We start from the raw sequence: 17,278 nt of genomic DNA on the forward strand, positions 1-17,278 counted from the left end.
CCAAATCGCCGCCGGGCACCGGGCCCCGACGCCCCTTACCGCAGGGCGGCGGGGTCCGGTGTGGCCGCCGCACGCCACCCCACCGCCCTTCAGGGGCGGGTCCGCCGCCACCAGGCGTAGCCGGTCAGCGCCACCCCGGCCCAGGCGAGCGCCCAGCCGGAGAGCAGCAGGGCGGTGCCGGCCGGGAGGGAACCGGCGAGCGCCCGGGCGGTCGCCAGCACCGGCGGCACCAGCCAGGGCGCCACCGAGCCGCGCAGGCCCAGCGCCAGGGTGCCGACCACGCCCACCGCGAGCACCGCGACGCCGTACCCGGCGGTGCGGGTCAGCGCCCGGCTGGCCAGGGCGCCCCACGCCACCGCCGGCAGCAGGGCGAGCAGGTGGGCCCAGAGCCCGAGCGCCAGCACCGTCGCCAGCGGCAGGTCACCCGGACCCGGCATGGTCACCGCGCCGACCAGCCAGGGGAAACCCAGCGCCACCAGGACCGTGCCCACCCCCGCGACCATGGCCGCGAGCAGCCCGGCGGCCTGGTCCCGGGTCGGCCCGACCAGCACCCGCGCCAGCCGGCGCTGCACGTCCGGTTCGACGTCCAGCAGGATCTTGGCCTGCCAGGCCAGCACCGGAAAGAGCACCACGGCGCTGACGCCGTACGCCTCGGCCGGTCGGGCCGGGCCGCCGCCGTACAGGACGCCGAGGGTGAGCAGGCCGGCCAGCACGGGTGCCAGTGCCCGCCCGGTACGCAGGAAGCCGGCCAGCCGCATCCGGACCAGCGCGCTCACCGGGCCACCTCCCCCGTACGACCACTGCGCGCCGGACCACCCGCCGGCTCGCCAGCCGAGGGCGGAACGGGTGGGGGCGACGCAGCCGCCGGTGCGGGTGGGGGCGACGCAGCCGCCGATGCGGGTGGGACGGTGGGTTCGCGTACCCGCAGGACGTGGTGGCCGTCGGCGCGCAACCGGGCGACGGTGCCGGCCACCCGCGCGGCCGGCACGGCGACCTCGACCACGGCGACGGCGACGGCCGGATCGCCGGTGGTCGTCTCCTCGGTGACCAGTCCGTCGGCCACCGTCCAGTGCCGGGCGCCGGGGAGCCGGACCGTCTCGCCCCGGTGGTCGCTGACCAGAACCGCTCCCCCGTCGGCCAGCACCTCGTCGATCAACTCGGGGACCAGGCCCCGGGCGGCGGAGTCCAGGCCCTCCCAGGGCTCGTCCAGGACCAGCAGGCCCGGGGTACGCAGCATCGCCTGAGCCAGGCCGACCTTTTGCGCGGTGCCCTTGGACAGGTCGGGGAGGCGGACCCCGCGGAACGGGATCAGGCCCAGCCGGTCGGTCCACCGGTCGACGGCCCGGTCGGCATCGGCCCGGCCCAGGCCGGCGACCCGGCCCATGGCGGTCAGATAGCGGGTCACCGTGAAGGGCTGGTCGGCGGGGAACCGCTCGGGCACCCAGCCGACGTGGCGGGGCCGGTCGACCACCCGGCCCCGGACCGGCCGCAGCACCCCGGCGCAGAGTTGCAGCAGGGTCGACTTGCCGGCCCCGTTGCGGCCGAGCGCCACCGCCACCTCGCCCGGGTCGAGCCGGGCCGTGACGCCACGCAGCACCCACGGGCCACCCCGGCCGTATCGAAGCCGGACGTTCTCCAGTCGCATGGGAGGAGCCTGCCACAGCGGAACATGCGGAAGGGCCCCGCCACGATCCGTGGCGGGGCCCTTCGCGGGAGAAGCCGGGCTCAGCCCTCGGCGCCGGTCTCCTGGAAGTTCTTCACCACGTTCGGGTCGATCGGAACGCCCGGACCCATGGTGGTGGCCAGGGTGACCTTCTTGAGGTACTTGCCCTTGGCCGCGGACGGCTTGGCGCGGAGCACCTCGTCGAGCACCGCGGCGTAGTTGTCGATCAGCTGGGTCTCGGAGAACGAGGCCTTGCCGATGATCAGGTGGAGGTTGGAGTGCTTGTCCACCCGGAAGGTGATCTTGCCGCCCTTGATGTCCGAGACGGCCTTGGTGACGTCCATGGTCACCGTGCCGGTCTTCGGGTTCGGCATCAGGCCGCGCGGGCCCAGGATCCGCGCGATCCGGCCGATCTTGGCCATCTGGTCCGGGGTGGCGATCGCCGCGTCGAAGTCCAGCCAGCCGCCCTGGATCCGGGCGACCAGCTCGTCCGTGCCCACCTCGTCGGCACCGGCGGCGACGGCCTCCTCGGCCTTCGCGCCGGCGGCGAAGACGATCACGCGGGCGGTCTTACCGGTGCCGTGCGGCAGGTTGACCACGCCGCGGACCATCTGGTCCGCCTTGCGGGGGTCGACGCCGAGGCGCATGGCGACCTCGACCGTGGCGTCGAACTTGGCGCTGGTGGTGTCCTTGGCGAGCTTGACCGCCTCGGCCGGGGTGTAGAGCTTCGACTTGTCGACCGCCTCGGCGGCCTTGCGGTACGTCTTGCTGCGCTGCATCTCGGGTTACTCCTGTGGTCTCTGGCGGGCCGCGGTCGACGCGTGCCCTCCCACGAACTGATCTTGGGGACCGACCGGGGTCAGTCGTTGACGACGATGCCCATCGACCGGGCGGTGCCGGCGATGATCTTCGCAGCCTGGTCGATGTCGTTGGCGTTGAGGTCGACCATCTTCTTCTCGGCGATCTCGCGCACCTGGGCCTGGCTCACCGCGCCGACCTTCTGGCTCTGCGGCACGCCGGAGCCCTTGTCCACGCCGGCGGCCTTGAGCAGCAGCCGGGCGGCGGGCGGGGTCTTCAGGACGAAGGTGAACGACCGGTCCTCGTACACGCTGATCTCGGCGGGGACGATGTCGCCCCGCTGGGCCTCGGTCTGCGCGTTGTAGGACTTGCAGAACTCCATGATGTTCACGCCGTGCTGACCGAGCGCGGGGCCCACCGGCGGAGCCGGCGTCGCCTGGCCCGCCTTCAGCTGAAGCGTGAACGTCTTGACGAGCTTCTTCTTCGGAGGCATGTCACTTCCTGGGGCTTGGAACTGGGAAAGGTGCCGGCCACGGGCGCGCACGGTCAGCGCGGTGCCACAGCGACGACGTTCAAGAGTAGCGCAGCGCCCGGTGGCCCTCTGCGCCGAGGTCCGCGCCGGGGGTAACGACGTCGCCGGCGGCGGGCTGCTGCCCACCGCCGGCGACGAGGAACGTCGTCAGATCTTGGCGACCTGGTTGAAGTTCAGCTCGACCGGGGTCTCCCGGCCGAAGATCGACACCAGCACCTTGAGCTTCTGCTGATCGGCGTTGATCTCGCTGATCGTCGCCGGCAGCGAGGCGAACGCCCCGTCGGTGACGGTGACCGAGTCGCCCACCTCGAAGTCGAGGACCCTGATCTCGGGCTTGGCCTTCTTCTGCTCGTTCTCCACCGCCGGAGCCAGCCACTTGAGCACCTCGTCGAGGCTCAGCGGCGCCGGACGGTCGGCCCGGTCGGTGGCCCCGACGAAGCCGGTGACCCCGGGCGTGTTGCGCACGCACGAGTAGGACTCGGCGGTCAGCTCCATCCGGACCAGGATGTAGCCGGGGAAGACCTTGGCCTGGATCTGGGAACGCTTGCCGTTCTTGACCTCGACCTCTTCCCGGGTCGGCACCTCGACCTGGTAGATGAACTCCTCCATGTCGAGGGAGGTGATCCGGGTCTCGAGGTTGGTCTTGACCTTGTTCTCGTAGCCGGCGTACGAGTGCACCACGTACCAGTCGCCGGGCGCGTAGCGCAGCTTCTGGCGCAGCTCGGCGACCGGGTCGTAGTCCGGCTCCGGCTCCGGCTCCGTGGTCGGGAATTCCGGCTCGCTGGCGGCCTCGACCGACTCGTCACTCGCCGCCGTCGCGACCGTGGACTGGTCGTCCGTGGTCTCGGCGGTCTCGTCGTACTCAGGCACGCTTGCTCACTTCCGTCACTATCGGCTCAGTCTGCCGGTCAGCTGGGGCTGCCAAAGACCCACAGCACGCCCTTCGCGAAGGCGAAGTCGAGAAGGCCCACGATCGTCAGCATGACCGCGACGAAGGTGACCACCACGGCCGTGTAGGTCAGCAGTTCCTTGCGGGTCGGCCAGATGACCTTACGCAGTTCGGCGACGACCTCGCGGAAGAAACGCGCGATGCGCGCGAACGGCCCCACCCGGTCGGTCTCGGACCGGGTCTTCGGCTTGCTGTCGGCAGCACCCGCGCGGGTCCGCGACCGGGTCGCGGTGCCGCCCCGGGATACCGGCTCGTCCGCGTCGGTGGCGTCGTCGTCGATGGCGTCGTCGTCGTCGGGGGCGTCGTTGTCGGCGGTCACCTCGTCGACGACCTCGTCGCGCTCGTCGCGCCGACCGTCGTCGCCGGCGTCCTCGCCGCGCCGCTTACTCTCGGCCACTTCGCCCTCCGTCGCGGGATGTCGGTTCGTACGCCGGGAGGCGTACGCGGCGCGCTGGTCACGCCGGCCGGACCAACCGTCCCGCGACGGGCCGCGGCCGGCGGACCGGACGAAGAGGAGCCGAGTCGCCTCGGAACCACCCCGCCGATGCCACCACCACGGGCCGGACGCCGCCTTGCGGCGGCGCGACCCACGGGAACGGTCAGGCCTGAGGCGCAGGGGTGACAGGACTTGAACCTGCAGCCTGCGGTTTTGGAGACCGCTGCTCTGCCAATTGAGCTACACCCCTGTGCGGCAACGCTCGCTCCACCCGACCTGCACGGCCGGGCAGAGGTCACTTGCCCCACGGCGGACCAGTGTACGGGTAGCGCCCCGACTTTCCCAACCGGTCCCGCCCCGTACGTTTCCGGAGGCCGTCAGCCGGTCGTCCGGACGATCGCCCGCGCCTGCGAGAGGATCTTCTCGTCACCACATCGGGCGGTCACATCGAGCCTGGTCAGCCCCGCCTCGGTGACCTCCTTGACCACCGCGTCCACGGTGATCTCGGTGCCCTCGTCGTCGTCCGGAACGACCACCGGCCGGGTGAACCGCACCCCGAACTCGACCACCGCGTCGGGTGCGCCCGCCCACTCGGTGACCGCCCGGCCGACCAGCGCCATGGTGAACATGCCGTGCGCGATCACCCCGGGCAGGCCCACCGTGGTGGCGGTCCGGTCGTTCCAGTGGATCGGGTTGAAGTCGCCCGAGGCGCCCGCGTAGCGGACCAGGTCCGCCCGGGTCACCCGGAACGTCCGGGTCGACAGTTCCACGTCAGGACTCCCCACGTACGACGAGCTTGGACCAGACGGCGACCACCGGCTCACCGGCCGAGGTGGTCACGTCGGTGCGGGTGGTCAGGAAGGCGTGCCCACCCCGGTTGCTGATCTCCTCGATGGTGTTCACGCAGACCAGCTCGTCCCCGGCCACCACCGGCCGGGTGTACGCGAAGCGCTGGTCGCCGTGGACCACCCGGCTGTAGTCGACCCCGAGTGCCGGGTCGTCGACGATCTGCTGGCTGGCGGCCATGGTGATCAGGACCGGGAAGGTGGGCGGGGCGACCACGTCCGGGTGGCCGAGGGCACGGGCCGCCGCCGAGTCGTGGTAGGCCGGTTCGGTGGCCCCGATGGCGGTGGCGAACTCGCGGATCTTTTCTCGGCCCACCTGGTAGGGGGCGGTCGGCGGATACGTCCGGCCGACGAAGGACGGGTCCAGGGACATGCCGCCGAACCTACACGGACGCACGAACGCCGACCCGTACGGGCAGGCGGCTCTCAGGCCGCGCCATCCGTGCGGATCGGCGTCCGGGGTGGTCGCTGCGGACCGGGCCGGCCAGGTGGCCGGCCGAGAGTCAGCGGGTTTCGCGGTGGGCGGTGTGCTTGCCGTCCCGGGGGCAGAACTTCTTCAGCTCGATGCGGTCCGGGTCGTTACGACGGTTCTTGCGCGTGATGTAGTTGCGCTCCTTGCACTCCACACACGCCAGAGTGATCTTCGGCCGGACATCGGTCGCCTTCGCCACGGCGGAGTGCCTTCCTCGCTACGGATATCAACTACAGCGCATCAGCCTACGCGGACGATGCCTGGACATGCAAAGTGGGCGCCTATGGCGCCCGTCCCACTCACCACCGGGGATAAGCCCGGAGGACGAGAGTAGCGGTGGCCGGAATTGAACCGGCGACACAGCGATTATGAGCCGCTTGCTCTGCCATCTGAGCTACACCGCCGAGGCGGGTCCAACCGGACCCTCTGAGCCCCCTTACGGAATCGAACCGTAGACCTTCTCCTTACCATGGAGACGCTCTGCCGACTGAGCTAAGGGGGCCTACCCGATCACCCCGGAGGGCGTCGCGCAGGGGATACATTACACGGCACCGCGCCGGGGGTGAAATGGGATCCCCCGATACCGCGTCGACCCAGCTCAGGGCACGACGCGGAGTCTCGGCAGCTCGCCCGGGTCGGTCGCCTCCTGGTCCACCTGGGCACCGAACCAGGCCTCCAGCCGCTCGTACGGCAGGGGCCGGCTGAACAGGAAGCCCTGCCCGATCTCGCAGCCGATGTCCTGGAGCAGTTCGAGGGTCAGCTCGCTCTCCACCCCCTCGGCCACCACGGACAGCCCGAACTGCTGGGACAGCGACACCACCGCGTTGACGATCGCCAGGTCCCCCGGGTCGGTCGCCATCCCCTGCACGAACGACCGGTCCACCTTCACCTCGTGCACCGGCAGCCGACGCAGCTGGGCCAGCGACGAGTTGCCGGTGCCGAAGTCGTCGACCGCCAGCCGGACGCCGAGGTCCCGCAGCCGGCGCAGGGTGGGGATCGGCCGCTCGGTGCCGTCCAGCACCGCCGCCTCCGGGATCTCGACGGTCAGCAGCTGCGGCGGGACGCCGTACTCGGCCAGCAGCTCCCCCACCCGGTCCGGGAACTGCCGGTCGATCAGCGAGCGGGCGGCGATGTTGACCGCCACCGCGAGCGGCTGCCCGGTGTGGCTCCAGTCCCGGCTGCGGCGCAACCCCTCGCGGAGGACGAACTCGGTGAGCCGACCCAGCTGCCCGGTGTGCTCGGCCACCGCGACGAAGTCCTCCGGGGAGACCGTGCCGTGCGCCGGGTGCTCCCAGCGGGCCAGGCACTCCACCCCGAGCAGCCGGCGGTCCCGCAGGGTCACCTTCGGCTGGAAGTAGACCTCCAGCTCCCCCTCGTCGAGGGCGCGGCGCAGGTCGCCGGCGAGCCCGAGCCGGCGCAGCGACCGCGACTCCAGCGCCGGGTTGAACAGCTGCACGCTGCCCGGCACCGCCTTGGCCGCGGTGGCCGCCAGGTCGACCCGTTGCAGGAGTACGGCGGCGTCACTGCCGTGATCCGGATGCACGGTCACCCCGACGGCGGTGTCCACGTCGAGGGTGAGCGCGTCGAAGACCATCTCGTCGCGGATCTGCTCGCGGAGCTGGGCGGCCAACTCCAGGGCCGCCTCGGCGTTCTCCAGCCGGAGCGTCACCAGGAACTCGTCTCCACCGGCCCGGCCCACCAGGGCGGACGACGGGGCGCACGCGCGCAGCCGCTCGGCCACCTCGACGAGGACCTTGTCGCCCGCCGCGTGCCCCAGCGACTCGTTGACCTGCCGCAGCCCGTCCACGTCGAAGAGCAGCACGGCGACCACCTCGCCGGGGGCCCGGATCTTGACCGCCTCGGCCAGCGCGGCGGTGATCCGTCGCCGGTTCGGCAGCCCGGTCAGCGCGTCGTGGTAGGCGTCGTGCCGCAGCCGGTCGACCAGCCGGGAATTCTCCAGGGCGACGGCGGCGTGCGCGGCCACGGTCTCGAAGACGGGGATGTCACTCGTGGTGAAGTGGCCGATGTCGCTGAGCCGGTTGGTGACCTCCAGGGTGCCGATCACCGCCTGACCGGAGCGCAGCGGCACCACGATCGCGTCCTTGACCTGCTGGGCGCCGACCTCGCGGCGCAGCGCGGTGTCGTCGCCGAGCAGTCGGCCGATGGACAGCGTCTTGCCCAGCTCACGGGCCTGCTCCCGGAAGACCGTCGGGGTGGGCGCGAAGTCGAGCAGGCCCGGGGTGTCGACCCGGGCGGTCAGCAGCACCTCCGGGTGCCGGCGCTGGGCGGGCAGCCAGAGGGTGGCGTACTCGGCCTGCATCAGGCCCCGCACCCGGTCGAGGAGGATGTCGGCGAGCGCCCCCTCGGCGCTGTTGGTGAGCAACCGGGTCAGGTCGTACATGCCGGTGAGAGTGCGGTGCTGTCGGAAGAACTGCGAATAGGAGCGGTAGACCTGGAACAACGCCGCGAACAACGCGGCCAGCAGCAGCACCGACCACCAGGTGGTCTTCAACGCGATCAGGACGAGCAGGCCGACCGAGGCGTTGATCGAGGTGGTGAGGAAGACCGACGGCGCGGTACGCAGCGCCTCCCGGCCGGCCTGCCAGCCCTGCAGCAGCACGTGCACCCCGGCCACCGAGAGCAGGCTGACCAGGGTGATGGTGTTGACCGCCAGGAACAGGCTGACCCAGGTGCCCGGCCCGACCCCGTTGATCGGGGGCAGGGCCAGCAGGAGCAGCCCGGCCAGCGAGGTGGCCGCCGCCGCCTTCGCGACGTTGAACCACAGCTTGGCCGGGGCGAACCGGTGCGACGCGCTCCAGATCAGCACGGAGAGCGTGTAGATCAGCACCACCGTCAGCGGTGGCAGGAAGAAGAGCGCGACGACGAGGGGCACCTCGGTCAACGTCACCCCGACCGACTGTCGCCGGACTATGACGTTGAGGACCGGGATGCTGATCCCCGTCATCGCCACGAAGAGAACGAACGCCAGGCCCCACTCCCCGAACTCGGGGCGCAGGACACCGATCGCGGTACTGAAGACGATGGCCAGCAGGGCCAGGGGGGCGGTGATGAACCAGGCGCGTTCGGTGGACTTACGCCGCTGATCTCGGCTGGCCATGCGCCACCCTCTCCCTGAGAGACGTCACCCCCAGGACACCGGGAGCGGGGACGACGCGGGGGCTTAGCGCGCGCCGCCCATCGTCCAGACGACGTCCGCCATTTGCGCGCCGCCGTCGATGGCCTGGACGCCGGTGACGGCGAGTCCACCCAGGATGGTGGCGAGCACGAGGAGCGAGCCAAACAGCCGGCCCAGCCTTCGACCAGACATGATTGCTCCTGTCGAGAGAGTGTTCACGGGGGATGGTGGAGGTTCCACGATCGTGCCACACCTCGGGTACCCAGAAAAGCGGGGAGAGCGGCGCTGGTCCAAGCAGCGGAGAGGTTCCGCCGTTCGGCCCACCGCCGTCACCTCCCCGTGCCAGATCAGCGGCACCAGGACGGGTAGCAGCCTCCACGAATTGCCCAATGTCACTATCGACGCAAACCCGATCTTTAACGGCGCGGGGCCGTCGTCCGGGCGGCAGGGCGACCGTCGCATTCGAGGGTCGCGACGACTGCTCCCGGAACCGCCACATCGATCACCATAGCTCATTTCGTCGGGTACGGAAGCGGCCTGTCGGGAGTCGACGGACTCCGCATCAGATCAACGACAAAACACGCGTACGGTGGCGAGCTGGCGCGAGCAGGCGAAACACCCGCCAGAGGCGGTCGGACACTGCGATGTCGTACCGCGATGGTGTCGTGAATCCATGACATCGCAGCCGCCGGTGACGCCGGTGATCGAGGAACGCCCGGCCCAGCCGTACGTGGGGATCAGACGCCCGGTGACCATGGAGACCATCGGCGACGCCGCCGGCGCCCTGTCCGACCTGGCCGACTGGCTGACGGCGCGGGAGATCACCCCGGCCGGCCCGGACTTCCTGCGTTACCACGTGATCGACATGGCGCGGGAGCTGGAGGTCGAGGCGGGCGTGCCGGTCCCGGCCGACGCGCAGATCGCGGTCGAGACGCCCATGGAGACCGGCGTGCTGCCGGCCGGCCGCTACCTCACCACCACCCACGTCGGCGACCCCGACGAACTGGTCGCGGTGACCGGGGCGTTCCTGGAGTGGGCGGAGCGCAACGGGTTGCGCTGGGACGTCAGCGACACCGGGGCGGGTGAGCGCTGGGGCTGCCGGCTGGAGATCTACCACCTCGGCCCGGACGACGACCCGGACCGGAGCACGTGGAAGACGCAGCTGGCGTTCCGACTGGCGGACTGAGAAGAACGGTCGACCGCGCAGGGATGGGATACCTGGGGCGGTGTGGGGGTATGTCGGGGGTTATGGCAGGTCAGAACGGTGCTGTGGATGAGGAGCACGCGCGGCCGGCGGGAGTCGACGACGCGACGGTCGAGGCGTTGGGCAAGTTGAGTGAGGCGTTGGAGACGATCCACCGGGTACGCGGGCACCTCTATTCCGCGCACCAGCTCGTCGGCGGCGCGGATCTCACCCTGGACCGGGTGGTGGAGTTGCTGCGCGCGGCCGGGCACGACGAGGTGGCCGACCGGGTCGCACACGAGCTGTTGGGGCGCAACGTGCTCCCCGGCCGGTGGACGTTCCAGCTCGTGGAGGAGTTCGACGACGGCTACTACGCCACGTTCCAGGAGATCGAGCGGTACGCCCGGGAGAAGCTGGCCGGCGGTCGGCGGCACCTCTACGAGGCGGAGATGAAGCAGCGCCGGCGTACCCCCGGCATGCCCGGCCACGAGGCCACACCGGAGTCGGCGCGACCCGGCCGACGGGGCAGGGGCGCATGATCGACTCAATTGGGCCGATGTAGCGGTATCCACCCTGCCTCGATACCGCCACATCGGCCCAACGGTGAGGCGGGCGGGGGCACCCCGAGGCGGGTGGGGGTCACCCCTGGCGGCGTACCGTCGCTTTGGGGCCGGTGACCAGGGTGGCGGGCGGGATGTCGTCGGCGACGACCGACCCGGCCGCCACCACGGCGTCGCGGCCGATGCGGACGCCGGGGAGGATCGTCGCGCCGGCCCCGATCCAGACGTTCTCCGCCACGTCGATGGGCGCTCCGGTCAGCCACTCCCGCCGCTGCGCGGGGTCGACCGGATGGCCGAGGGTGATGAAGGTGGCCTTCGGGCCGATCATGACGCCCGCGCCGAGCCGGATGCCGGCATAGTCGAGGAACGTGCAGTTCTGGTTGATGAACACCCGCTCCGCGATCTCCAGGTTGAGGCCGTGATCGGTGTAGAACGGCGGATAGATGGTGACCCGCGCCGGCAGCGGCCGGCCGAGGAGCTGCGCCAACAGCTCCGCCCGGCCGGCTTCGTCCTCGAAGGGCAGGACGTTCAGCCGGGAGGTCAGCTCGGTGGCCCGCAGCACCCTCGCGGCCATCGCCTGGAACTCGGGGCTGTGGATACGCATGTAGCGGTCGTCGGACATGCCGCGATCCTCGCCGACGCCCCCGGCACGCGCCCCTGCGGGCCGCCGCCGCTCACCGCTCCTCCCCCGCCGGCCCCGACCGACCGACCGGTGCCCGCATCAGCCGACGCGCCTGGGTCAGCTCCTCGATGAGCCGGTCGACCTGCCCGGGCGACAACAGCACGGCCCGGGTCGCGCCGTACCGGGTCGCGTCGAGCTTGATCGCCGCCTCGCGCCGGACGAACCGGTCGACGAGCAGTTGCAGGCTCACCCAGCCGGTCCGCTCCCGCCCCACGGTGGCGAGGAACCCCCGGTGCATCGGATCGTTCGGCCCGCACCCCCGGCACCACACCGGACAGACGACCGGCCGACCACCCTCACTCATCGCCGACCCCCTGCTGGCCGGGTTCGTCCCGGTCCGCGTCGCCCTGGTCGGCCACCTGGGTCAGCAGGCCGCTCAGCTGCGCGGCCAGTTCGGCGGCCTGGGGCAGGGACAACTCGGCCCAGGCGTTGCCGGCCCGGCAGGTCGCGTGCACCCCGACGAGCGGCGCACCCGGGACTTCCGCGCTGATCAGGTACGTGACGACGAGGCCACTCGCCCGACTCTCACCGACCCGGAGCATCGGGCCACGATGCCGGCGAGCCATGTGCGGCATCACCGGCGGGACCAGGTAACCGCAGCGCTCGGGGGTACACCACTGCGGGTGGGTGGTGACCGGCTTGTTGGTACGGGTCATCGCTGCCACCGCCCGCCGTTGCCCCGACGCGCCTGGCCCACCGTCAGCAGCGGGGCACACCGCAGCGTGGGCAGCTCGCGGGTCACCCCGACCGACCACCACGGCGCGGCGAGGGCGGAACCAGCGGGCGTGCTGGGCGGGGCGTTGCTGCGGACAGGTCGCGATGGTGGACGCCGTCGGGACCGCCAAGACGAGAACCAACCGCATCGACGATGAGTGCCGGACATCACACCTCCACAGGTAACCGGGGCGACGACCCCGGGTTGCGTAGCTGCCAGCGCCACGGCCTGGTCCTCCGAACGGCGTGACTCCAGGCCGACGACCTGCTCACGACAGGAACATCGTCGCCGCCAACTGGCTTAAGCCAGCTTCGATGAAGGGCGACAGGCTGTCAATAGCTGGCTTGAGCCAGTTGCGCTAGCCTGGGTATCACCTTGAGGAGTGGTGATCCGATGAGTGACCAACGGGAGCGGCAGCCTCCGAGCCGCCGCATCGCCGAGAAGCTACGGGCCGCGATCATGCGCGGTGACCTCGGCGACGGCGACCAACTACCTTCCGAACGTGACCTGGCAGCCAGATACGCCACGGCCCGCAACACCGCCCGAGAGGCATTGGGCATCTTGCAGGCCGAGGGCCTCGCCCAGGCCCAGCACGGCCGAGGCGTGTTCGTGCGCCTGCGGCGTCCGCTGATGAGGATGGGTCGGGACCGGTACTCCCGCCGGGCGCGGAACGAGACGGGGCTTTCACCGTTCCGCATCGAGGTGGAGCGGCAGGGGCGCACCCCGCACACGGAGTGCCGGTCGGTGACGACCGTGCAGCCGCCCGCCGACGTCGCCCAACGGCTGGGGCTCGACGCCGGCCAGGAGGTCATCCGGCGAGAGAACTGGTACTTCGCCGATGACGAGCCCATGCAGGTCGGGGTGACCTACATCCCGACAGCGGTGGTCGAGGGATCACCACTGGCGAGTGAGAAGAAGCTCGGCCGAGGCAGCATCTACCAGCGGTTCGAGGATCTCGGCTATCCGATCGCGCGTATCCGGGAAGAGGTGAGCGCCCGGATGCCGACGCCGGAAGAGGTGAAGGGGCTCTCGATGCCGCCGGGTGTGCCCGTGATCGAGTTGCTGCACACCAGCCTTGATGGTGACGGACGAGCCTTCGAGGTGACCCGGTTCGTCATGCGCGCCGACGTGAACGGCCTGGACTACGACATGCCCGTTGAGGACTGACCGCCAGCGGGTCTCCCGGGCAGGTATCGCCCGGGTGGCCGGTCTCGCGCTGCTGTGGGGTTCCGGCTTTCTCTGGATCAAGCTCGCGTTGCGGGGCTTCAACCCGGTGCAGATCGTGTTCGCCCGGCTCCTGCTCGGCTTCCTGATCCTGACCCCGATCGCCCTGTCCCGGGGACTTCGCTTTCCGAGGCAGGGGCGGTTGTGGGGTCACCTGTTCGTCGCGGCCCTGGTCGCCAACGCCGTGCCGTACCTGTTGTTCAGCATCGCGGAGGAGACGATCGGGTCGAACGTGGCCGGGGTGCTGAACGCGACCACACCGCTGTGGACGCTGCTGCTGGCGTTCCTCGTCGGCGTCGACCGGGCCGTCACCGTGCAGAAGGCCGCCGGGTTCGCCCTCGGGTTCCTCGGCGTCGTGGTCATCTTCTCGCCGTGGCAATCCGCGAGCGAGATCGCCAGTTGGGGTGGCCTCGCCTGCCTCGCCGCAGCCGCCAGCTATGGGCTCGGCTACGTCTACATGGGTCGGTTCCTGACCGGGCGCGGAATCCCACCGCTCATGCTGTCGGCGGCCCAGCTCGGCGCGGCCACTGTTCTGCTGATCCCGGCGCTGCCGTTCGCCGGACTGGAACCACCGGAATGGCAGCTCGACGCGGTGGTGAGCCTTCTCATTCTCGGGGTGCTCGGCACCGGGGCCGCCTACGTCCTGAACTACCGCATCATCGACGACGAGGGGCCGACCGCCGCCTCGGTGGTTACCTATCTGCTGCCCGTCGTCGCCGTGATTCTCGGATGGGTCTTCCTCCGCGAGGCCGTCACGACCGCGATCGTTGCCGGTATCGCACTGGTCCTCGCCGGGGTCACCCTCACCCGGAAGCGATCCACCGAAATCAGATAACCCACTCTTCACATCGATCAGCGACCCTCATACCCGGGTGGTCCGAGTGGCCGGCCCAGCCTGATGGTCACCGCGTCGAACCCGGACACCCACGATCCGCACCGGATCGGATCATCGCCGGCTGGACCGCATGGAGGACGCTGATGCAGGTCGTCACGGCAACCAGCCCGGCCAAGCCCGACCAGCCCAACGAGGACTTCACCGGTGCCGTACCAAATGCCGTCGTCCTGCTCGACGGTGCCGGGCTGGCCGGCACCACCTCGACCTGTCTGCACGGCGTCGCCTGGTACACCCGCCGGCTCGGCGGGGCGCTGCTCGGCCAACTGGCGGCCGACGACGGCCAGGATCTCACCGCCATCCTCGGTCAGGCGATCGCGCAGGTTGCCGACGCGCACCGGGACACCTGCGACATCAGTGACCCGAGCAGCCCGTCAGCAACCGTCACCATCTTCCGGATCGACGACAACCGCGCCGATTACCTCGCGCTCGCCGACTCCGTGCTGGTCCTCGACCACGCCGGGGACGCCCCCGAAGTGATCACCGATGGCCGGGTGGACGCCGTCGGTAGCCGCTACCGCGCCGCGATGGACGCCGCCCCGAACGGAACAATCGAACACGACCAGGCGCTACGCGAGTACATCGAAGCCCTCCGCGCCCACCGCAACCAGCCCGGCGGTTTCTGGGTGGCCGCCGACGACCCCGGGGCCGCAGCGGAGGCCCTGACCGGAAGCCGGCCCGCCGAGGGCCTCAGCAGCGCTGTCCTACTTAGTGACGGCGCAAGCCGCATCGTGGACCAGTTCGCACTCGCGGACTGGCCGGGAGTTCTGGCCCTCATCGCTGCGGAAGGGCCAGCCGAGGTCATCCGGCAGGTCCGCGCGGCGGAAACCAGCGATCCGCAGGGCAGAAGGTGGCCGCGCGCGAAGACGCACGACGACGCCACACTGGCCCGGTGCACCCGATTCCCGCCTGGTAGACGCCGGATGGATCGAGTCAGCAAATGATCGACCTCGATCAACGCACTTATGACAGGTCAGACCAGTCACGACAGGCTGGCCGCAGCGGGACGGAGCTAGATCAATGAGAACGGCCCCCGATCAGCATTTCTGCTGCTCAGGGGCCGCATCTGCGCCTGGTGGCGGGTAGAGGATTCGAACCTCTGTAGCTTTCGCGACGGATTTACAGTCCGCTCCCATTGGCCGCTCGGGCAACCCGCCAGGGCACACCACCGCGTCGCAACGCGGCAGCGGAGCAAGGATAGCGGTCACCCCCGGGGTCATGGCAACCGGGTACCGTCAGAGGGTCGTGGGGCTGGTCAGCGCCGCGACGACCCTGACAGACCGCCGGACAGCAGGAGCATCAGCATGGCAGCGAACCCGTCGTTCGACATCGTGAGCAAGGTCGACCGGCAGGAGGTCGACAACGCCCTTCGCCAGACGGAGAAGGAGCTTGCCCAGCGGTTCGACTTCCGTGGCACCGGCGCCGAGATCTCCTGGTCGGGAGAGGAGGCGATCAGCCTCCAGGCGGAGACCGAGGAGCGGGTCGCCGCCGCGCTCGACGTGTTCAAGGAGAAGCTGGTCAAGCGGAACATCTCGTTGAAGTCGCTGGACGCGGGCGACCCCCGGTCCTCGGGCAAGATTTTCAAGATCGACGCCAAGGTGATCCAGGGCATCGAGTCCGAGAAGGCCAAGGCGATCAGCAAGAAGATCCGCGACGAGGGCCCGAAGGGCGTCCAGGCCCAGATCCAGGGCGACCAGCTCCGGGTCACCGGCAAGAAGAAGGACGACCTCCAGGCCGTCATCACGCTGCTCAAGGGCGAGGACTTCGGGGTGGCCCTCCAGTTCACCAACTACCGCTGACCCGGTAGGCAGGCACCCACCCGGGCGGTCGTCCCCCCGACGGGGACGGCCGCTCGGCCCACGTACACCGTCAGACGGTGACGGGGTGTTCGGCGCGGGTGGCGGCGGCTTCGGCGCGGGCGATCGGGCCGCCGGGCAGTGCCGCGACGGCGGCTCCGACGCCGACCGCCCCGGCGGCGAAGAGGAACGCCCAGGGCACCCCGCCGGTGTGGTCGACGATCAGGCCGGCGACCGCGCCGCCGGCCGCGCTCGCCGCCACCGACATGGTCACCACCCAGGTGTACGCCTCGTTCAGCATGCCCGTCGGGGTGATCCGCCCGACCAGGGTGTTCTCCAAGGTCAGCGCGGGGGCGATGGTGGCCCCGCCGATCACCAGGGCGATGCCGAGCGACACCGGGCCGGGCATCACCGCGAAGATCGCCAGGGTGCCGGCCACCGCCGCGAGCAGCCAGGCGAACTGGCGGGTCATGTTGGCCGCCGGGCGGCGTACCCCGAACCAGAAACCACCCACGGCGCTGCCCACCCCCCAGACGGCGAGCAGCAGGCCGGCCAGGCTCTGTGGGTCGTCGGTGGGCTGGTTGCCGGCGAACGCCGGCACGATCACCCCGGCCGCGCCGAACGCGATGCCGAGGCTCGCCACGCAGACCAGCAGCGCCGGGAAGCCACCCACCCGCAGCGGGCCGAGGCCCCGGGCGTGGTGCTCACGCGAGTGGGGCCGCCAGGCGCGCATCACCCGGCCCAGCGCCACCCCGCCGGTGCCGACCAGGGTCACCACCGCCGCGCCGAACAGTGCGGCGGCGGCATCGGCCAGCAGGACGAAGGCGGCCACCAGCAGCGGACCGAGCACGAAGACGACCTCGAACAGCGACGTCTCGGCGGCCAGTGCCGTGTTGCGCAGCGGGTAACGGCCGGTCGCCGGGCCGGTCAGGTCGTTCCAGGCGCCCCGGATCGCGGCGGTCAGCGGCGGGTAGGTGGCCCCGGCCAGCCCCGCCGCCAGATAGATCAGGCGTACGTCGGCATCATCGGCGCGGCTCGCCCCGAGCAGCCCCAACAGGGCCAGCGGGTGCGCCACGGCGGTGACCAGCAGCACCGGGGTGGGGCCGACCCGGTCGGCGATCCGGCCGGCGACCGGGCTGAGCGCGGCACCGGACAGGGCGTAGATGCCGCCGGCCACGGCGGCGAGGGAGTACCGGCCGGTGACCTGCTCCACGACCAGGAGCAGCGCCAGCGGGGTCATCCCGATGCCGAGGCGACCGACGACACCGAGAAGCAGCAGCAGCGGTGCGCCGGGAATCCGCCAGACGCCCAGGTACTGGCGCAGTGCGGCCACGGTGGCACCTCCCAGGAGACGATCACGTAACGACTCAGAACCCTGTAGACCCTAACGCCGCA

At 70.9% G+C, this 17,278-nt stretch carries 21 protein-coding genes and 4 tRNA genes; 6 read left to right on the top strand and 19 right to left on the bottom strand.

The features are described 5' to 3' along the window. Positions 1 to 89: 89 nt before the first annotated feature. The 14 genes from GA0070216_RS08980 to GA0070216_RS34440 all read right to left on the bottom strand — a co-directional run bounded on the left by GA0070216_RS08980 (position 90) and on the right by GA0070216_RS34440 (position 9,023). The gene (locus GA0070216_RS08980) at positions 90 to 776 is read right to left on the bottom strand and encodes a hypothetical protein (RefSeq protein WP_091242056.1); all 687 of its coding nucleotides are present in this window, start codon (positions 774 to 776) and stop codon (positions 90 to 92) included. Next, positions 773 to 1,645: an ATP-binding cassette domain-containing protein gene (locus tag GA0070216_RS08985; protein ID WP_091242061.1), complete on the bottom strand. Its 873-nt coding sequence runs from the start codon at positions 1,643 to 1,645 to the stop codon at positions 773 to 775. Before GA0070216_RS08985 ends, GA0070216_RS08980 begins: the two co-directional genes overlap by 4 nt. Before the next feature lie 80 nt (positions 1,646 to 1,725). After that, positions 1,726 to 2,442 (bottom strand): 50S ribosomal protein L1, encoded by a 717-nt coding sequence (rplA, locus tag GA0070216_RS08990; RefSeq protein WP_091242065.1) that lies wholly within the window; start codon positions 2,440 to 2,442, stop codon positions 1,726 to 1,728. Positions 2,443 to 2,522: 80 nt separating this feature from the next. Beyond that, positions 2,523 to 2,954 (bottom strand): 50S ribosomal protein L11, encoded by a 432-nt coding sequence (gene rplK, locus GA0070216_RS08995; RefSeq protein ID WP_091242068.1) that lies wholly within the window; start codon positions 2,952 to 2,954, stop codon positions 2,523 to 2,525. A 186-nt stretch (positions 2,955 to 3,140) separates the two neighbouring features. Then, complete coding sequence (nusG, locus tag GA0070216_RS09000) at positions 3,141 to 3,863, bottom strand: transcription termination/antitermination protein NusG (RefSeq protein WP_091242070.1); 723 nt, start codon at positions 3,861 to 3,863, stop codon at positions 3,141 to 3,143. 38 nt (positions 3,864 to 3,901) lie between these two features. Then, positions 3,902 to 4,339 (bottom strand): preprotein translocase subunit SecE, encoded by a 438-nt coding sequence (gene secE, locus GA0070216_RS09005; protein WP_091242072.1) that lies wholly within the window; start codon positions 4,337 to 4,339, stop codon positions 3,902 to 3,904. Positions 4,340 to 4,555: 216 nt separating this feature from the next. Continuing rightward, positions 4,556 to 4,628: transfer RNA gene (locus GA0070216_RS09010), tRNA-Trp, on the bottom strand. A 127-nt stretch (positions 4,629 to 4,755) separates the two neighbouring features. Then, positions 4,756 to 5,148 (bottom strand): MaoC family dehydratase, encoded by a 393-nt coding sequence (locus tag GA0070216_RS09015; RefSeq protein ID WP_091242075.1) that lies wholly within the window; start codon positions 5,146 to 5,148, stop codon positions 4,756 to 4,758. 1 nt (position 5,149) lies between these two features. Beyond that, positions 5,150 to 5,596, bottom strand: coding sequence for a MaoC family dehydratase N-terminal domain-containing protein (locus GA0070216_RS09020; RefSeq protein ID WP_091242079.1), 447 nt, complete (start codon positions 5,594 to 5,596; stop codon positions 5,150 to 5,152). A gap of 130 nt (positions 5,597 to 5,726) precedes the next feature. Next, positions 5,727 to 5,894: a 50S ribosomal protein L33 gene (gene rpmG, locus GA0070216_RS09025; RefSeq protein ID WP_091242082.1), complete on the bottom strand. Its 168-nt coding sequence runs from the start codon at positions 5,892 to 5,894 to the stop codon at positions 5,727 to 5,729. A 132-nt stretch (positions 5,895 to 6,026) separates the two neighbouring features. Further along, positions 6,027 to 6,099: transfer RNA gene (locus GA0070216_RS09030), tRNA-Met, on the bottom strand. 25 nt (positions 6,100 to 6,124) lie between these two features. Next, positions 6,125 to 6,197 (bottom strand) — tRNA-Thr (locus GA0070216_RS09035). Between the two features lie 96 nt (positions 6,198 to 6,293). Next, a complete protein-coding gene (locus GA0070216_RS09040) occupies positions 6,294 to 8,813 on the bottom strand; it encodes a putative bifunctional diguanylate cyclase/phosphodiesterase (protein WP_091242084.1) in 2,520 nt (839 codons plus the stop codon). 63 nt (positions 8,814 to 8,876) lie between these two features. Next, complete coding sequence (locus GA0070216_RS34440; protein ID WP_176738885.1) at positions 8,877 to 9,023, bottom strand: hypothetical protein; 147 nt, start codon at positions 9,021 to 9,023, stop codon at positions 8,877 to 8,879. A 481-nt stretch (positions 9,024 to 9,504) separates the two neighbouring features. Here GA0070216_RS34440 and GA0070216_RS09045 point away from each other — a divergent pair, with 481 nt between their 5' ends. Beyond that, positions 9,505 to 10,017 (top strand): GyrI-like domain-containing protein, encoded by a 513-nt coding sequence (locus tag GA0070216_RS09045; protein WP_091242087.1) that lies wholly within the window; start codon positions 9,505 to 9,507, stop codon positions 10,015 to 10,017. Between the two features lie 62 nt (positions 10,018 to 10,079). Then, positions 10,080 to 10,553, top strand: a complete 474-nt coding sequence (locus GA0070216_RS09050; RefSeq protein WP_091242091.1) for a hypothetical protein — start codon at positions 10,080 to 10,082, stop codon at positions 10,551 to 10,553. Between the two features lie 100 nt (positions 10,554 to 10,653). Here GA0070216_RS09050 and GA0070216_RS09055 read toward each other — a convergent pair whose 3' ends face one another. The 3 genes from GA0070216_RS09055 to GA0070216_RS09065 are packed head-to-tail and all read right to left on the bottom strand — an operon-like array spanning position 10,654 to position 11,912. Continuing rightward, positions 10,654 to 11,196: a DapH/DapD/GlmU-related protein gene (locus tag GA0070216_RS09055; protein ID WP_091242095.1), complete on the bottom strand. Its 543-nt coding sequence runs from the start codon at positions 11,194 to 11,196 to the stop codon at positions 10,654 to 10,656. A gap of 52 nt (positions 11,197 to 11,248) precedes the next feature. After that, positions 11,249 to 11,560 (bottom strand): precorrin-4 C11-methyltransferase, encoded by a 312-nt coding sequence (locus GA0070216_RS09060; RefSeq protein WP_245722374.1) that lies wholly within the window; start codon positions 11,558 to 11,560, stop codon positions 11,249 to 11,251. Further along, positions 11,553 to 11,912, bottom strand: a complete 360-nt coding sequence (locus GA0070216_RS09065; protein ID WP_245722375.1) for a hypothetical protein — start codon at positions 11,910 to 11,912, stop codon at positions 11,553 to 11,555. Before GA0070216_RS09065 ends, GA0070216_RS09060 begins: the two co-directional genes overlap by 8 nt. Positions 11,913 to 12,364: 452 nt before the next feature. Between GA0070216_RS09065 and GA0070216_RS09070 the strand changes: the two genes are divergently transcribed. The 3 genes from GA0070216_RS09070 (at position 12,365) to GA0070216_RS09080 (ending at position 15,031) form a co-directional block, all read left to right on the top strand. Continuing rightward, entirely contained in the window at positions 12,365 to 13,138 is a 774-nt protein-coding gene (locus GA0070216_RS09070) for a GntR family transcriptional regulator (protein WP_091242103.1), read from the top strand. Then, entirely contained in the window at positions 13,128 to 14,030 is a 903-nt protein-coding gene (locus GA0070216_RS09075; protein ID WP_218108153.1) for a DMT family transporter, read from the top strand. The genes GA0070216_RS09070 and GA0070216_RS09075 overlap by 11 nt, the downstream gene beginning before the upstream one ends. Positions 14,031 to 14,173: 143 nt before the next feature. Further along, positions 14,174 to 15,031, top strand: a complete 858-nt coding sequence (locus GA0070216_RS09080; protein WP_091242109.1) for a protein phosphatase 2C domain-containing protein — start codon at positions 14,174 to 14,176, stop codon at positions 15,029 to 15,031. A gap of 129 nt (positions 15,032 to 15,160) precedes the next feature. Here GA0070216_RS09080 and GA0070216_RS09085 read toward each other — a convergent pair. Then, positions 15,161 to 15,244, bottom strand: a tRNA-Tyr gene (locus GA0070216_RS09085). 147 nt (positions 15,245 to 15,391) lie between these two features. Here GA0070216_RS09085 and GA0070216_RS09090 point away from each other — a divergent pair. Beyond that, on the top strand, positions 15,392 to 15,886 hold the full coding sequence (locus GA0070216_RS09090) for a YajQ family cyclic di-GMP-binding protein (protein ID WP_091242112.1): 495 nt from the start codon (positions 15,392 to 15,394) through the stop codon (positions 15,884 to 15,886). Between the two features lie 70 nt (positions 15,887 to 15,956). Here GA0070216_RS09090 and GA0070216_RS09095 read toward each other — a convergent pair whose 3' ends face one another. Further along, positions 15,957 to 17,216, bottom strand: a complete 1,260-nt coding sequence (locus GA0070216_RS09095) for an MFS transporter (protein ID WP_091242114.1) — start codon at positions 17,214 to 17,216, stop codon at positions 15,957 to 15,959. Between the last annotated feature and the right edge of the window lie 62 nt (positions 17,217 to 17,278).

Source organism: Micromonospora matsumotoense, assembly GCF_900091525.1.
GTDB lineage: Bacteria > Actinomycetota > Actinomycetes > Mycobacteriales > Micromonosporaceae > Micromonospora > Micromonospora matsumotoensis.

Excerpts from the sequence above, each read along its gene's own strand:
- GA0070216_RS09055 (WP_091242095.1), bottom strand. The coding sequence starts at position 11,196 with ATGTCCGACGACCGCTACATGCGTATCCACAGCCCCGAGTTCCAGGCG.
- GA0070216_RS08985 (WP_091242061.1), bottom strand. The coding sequence starts at position 1,645 with ATGCGACTGGAGAACGTCCGGCTTCGATACGGCCGGGGTGGCCCGTGG.
- GA0070216_RS09060 (WP_245722374.1), bottom strand. The coding sequence starts at position 11,560 with ATGAGTGAGGGTGGTCGGCCGGTCGTCTGTCCGGTGTGGTGCCGGGGG.
- rplK (WP_091242068.1), bottom strand. The coding sequence starts at position 2,954 with ATGCCTCCGAAGAAGAAGCTCGTCAAGACGTTCACGCTTCAGCTGAAG.
- GA0070216_RS09040 (WP_091242084.1), bottom strand. The coding sequence starts at position 8,813 with ATGGCCAGCCGAGATCAGCGGCGTAAGTCCACCGAACGCGCCTGGTTC.
- GA0070216_RS09045 (WP_091242087.1), top strand. The coding sequence starts at position 9,505 with ATGACATCGCAGCCGCCGGTGACGCCGGTGATCGAGGAACGCCCGGCC.
- GA0070216_RS09050 (WP_091242091.1), top strand. The coding sequence starts at position 10,080 with ATGGCAGGTCAGAACGGTGCTGTGGATGAGGAGCACGCGCGGCCGGCG.
- GA0070216_RS09065 (WP_245722375.1), bottom strand. The coding sequence starts at position 11,912 with ATGACCCGTACCAACAAGCCGGTCACCACCCACCCGCAGTGGTGTACC.
- GA0070216_RS09090 (WP_091242112.1), top strand. The coding sequence starts at position 15,392 with ATGGCAGCGAACCCGTCGTTCGACATCGTGAGCAAGGTCGACCGGCAG.
- GA0070216_RS09070 (WP_091242103.1), top strand. The coding sequence starts at position 12,365 with ATGAGTGACCAACGGGAGCGGCAGCCTCCGAGCCGCCGCATCGCCGAG.
- GA0070216_RS34440 (WP_176738885.1), bottom strand. The coding sequence starts at position 9,023 with ATGTCTGGTCGAAGGCTGGGCCGGCTGTTTGGCTCGCTCCTCGTGCTC.
- GA0070216_RS09020 (WP_091242079.1), bottom strand. The coding sequence starts at position 5,596 with ATGTCCCTGGACCCGTCCTTCGTCGGCCGGACGTATCCGCCGACCGCC.
- GA0070216_RS09080 (WP_091242109.1), top strand. The coding sequence starts at position 14,174 with ATGCAGGTCGTCACGGCAACCAGCCCGGCCAAGCCCGACCAGCCCAAC.
- rplA (WP_091242065.1), bottom strand. The coding sequence starts at position 2,442 with ATGCAGCGCAGCAAGACGTACCGCAAGGCCGCCGAGGCGGTCGACAAG.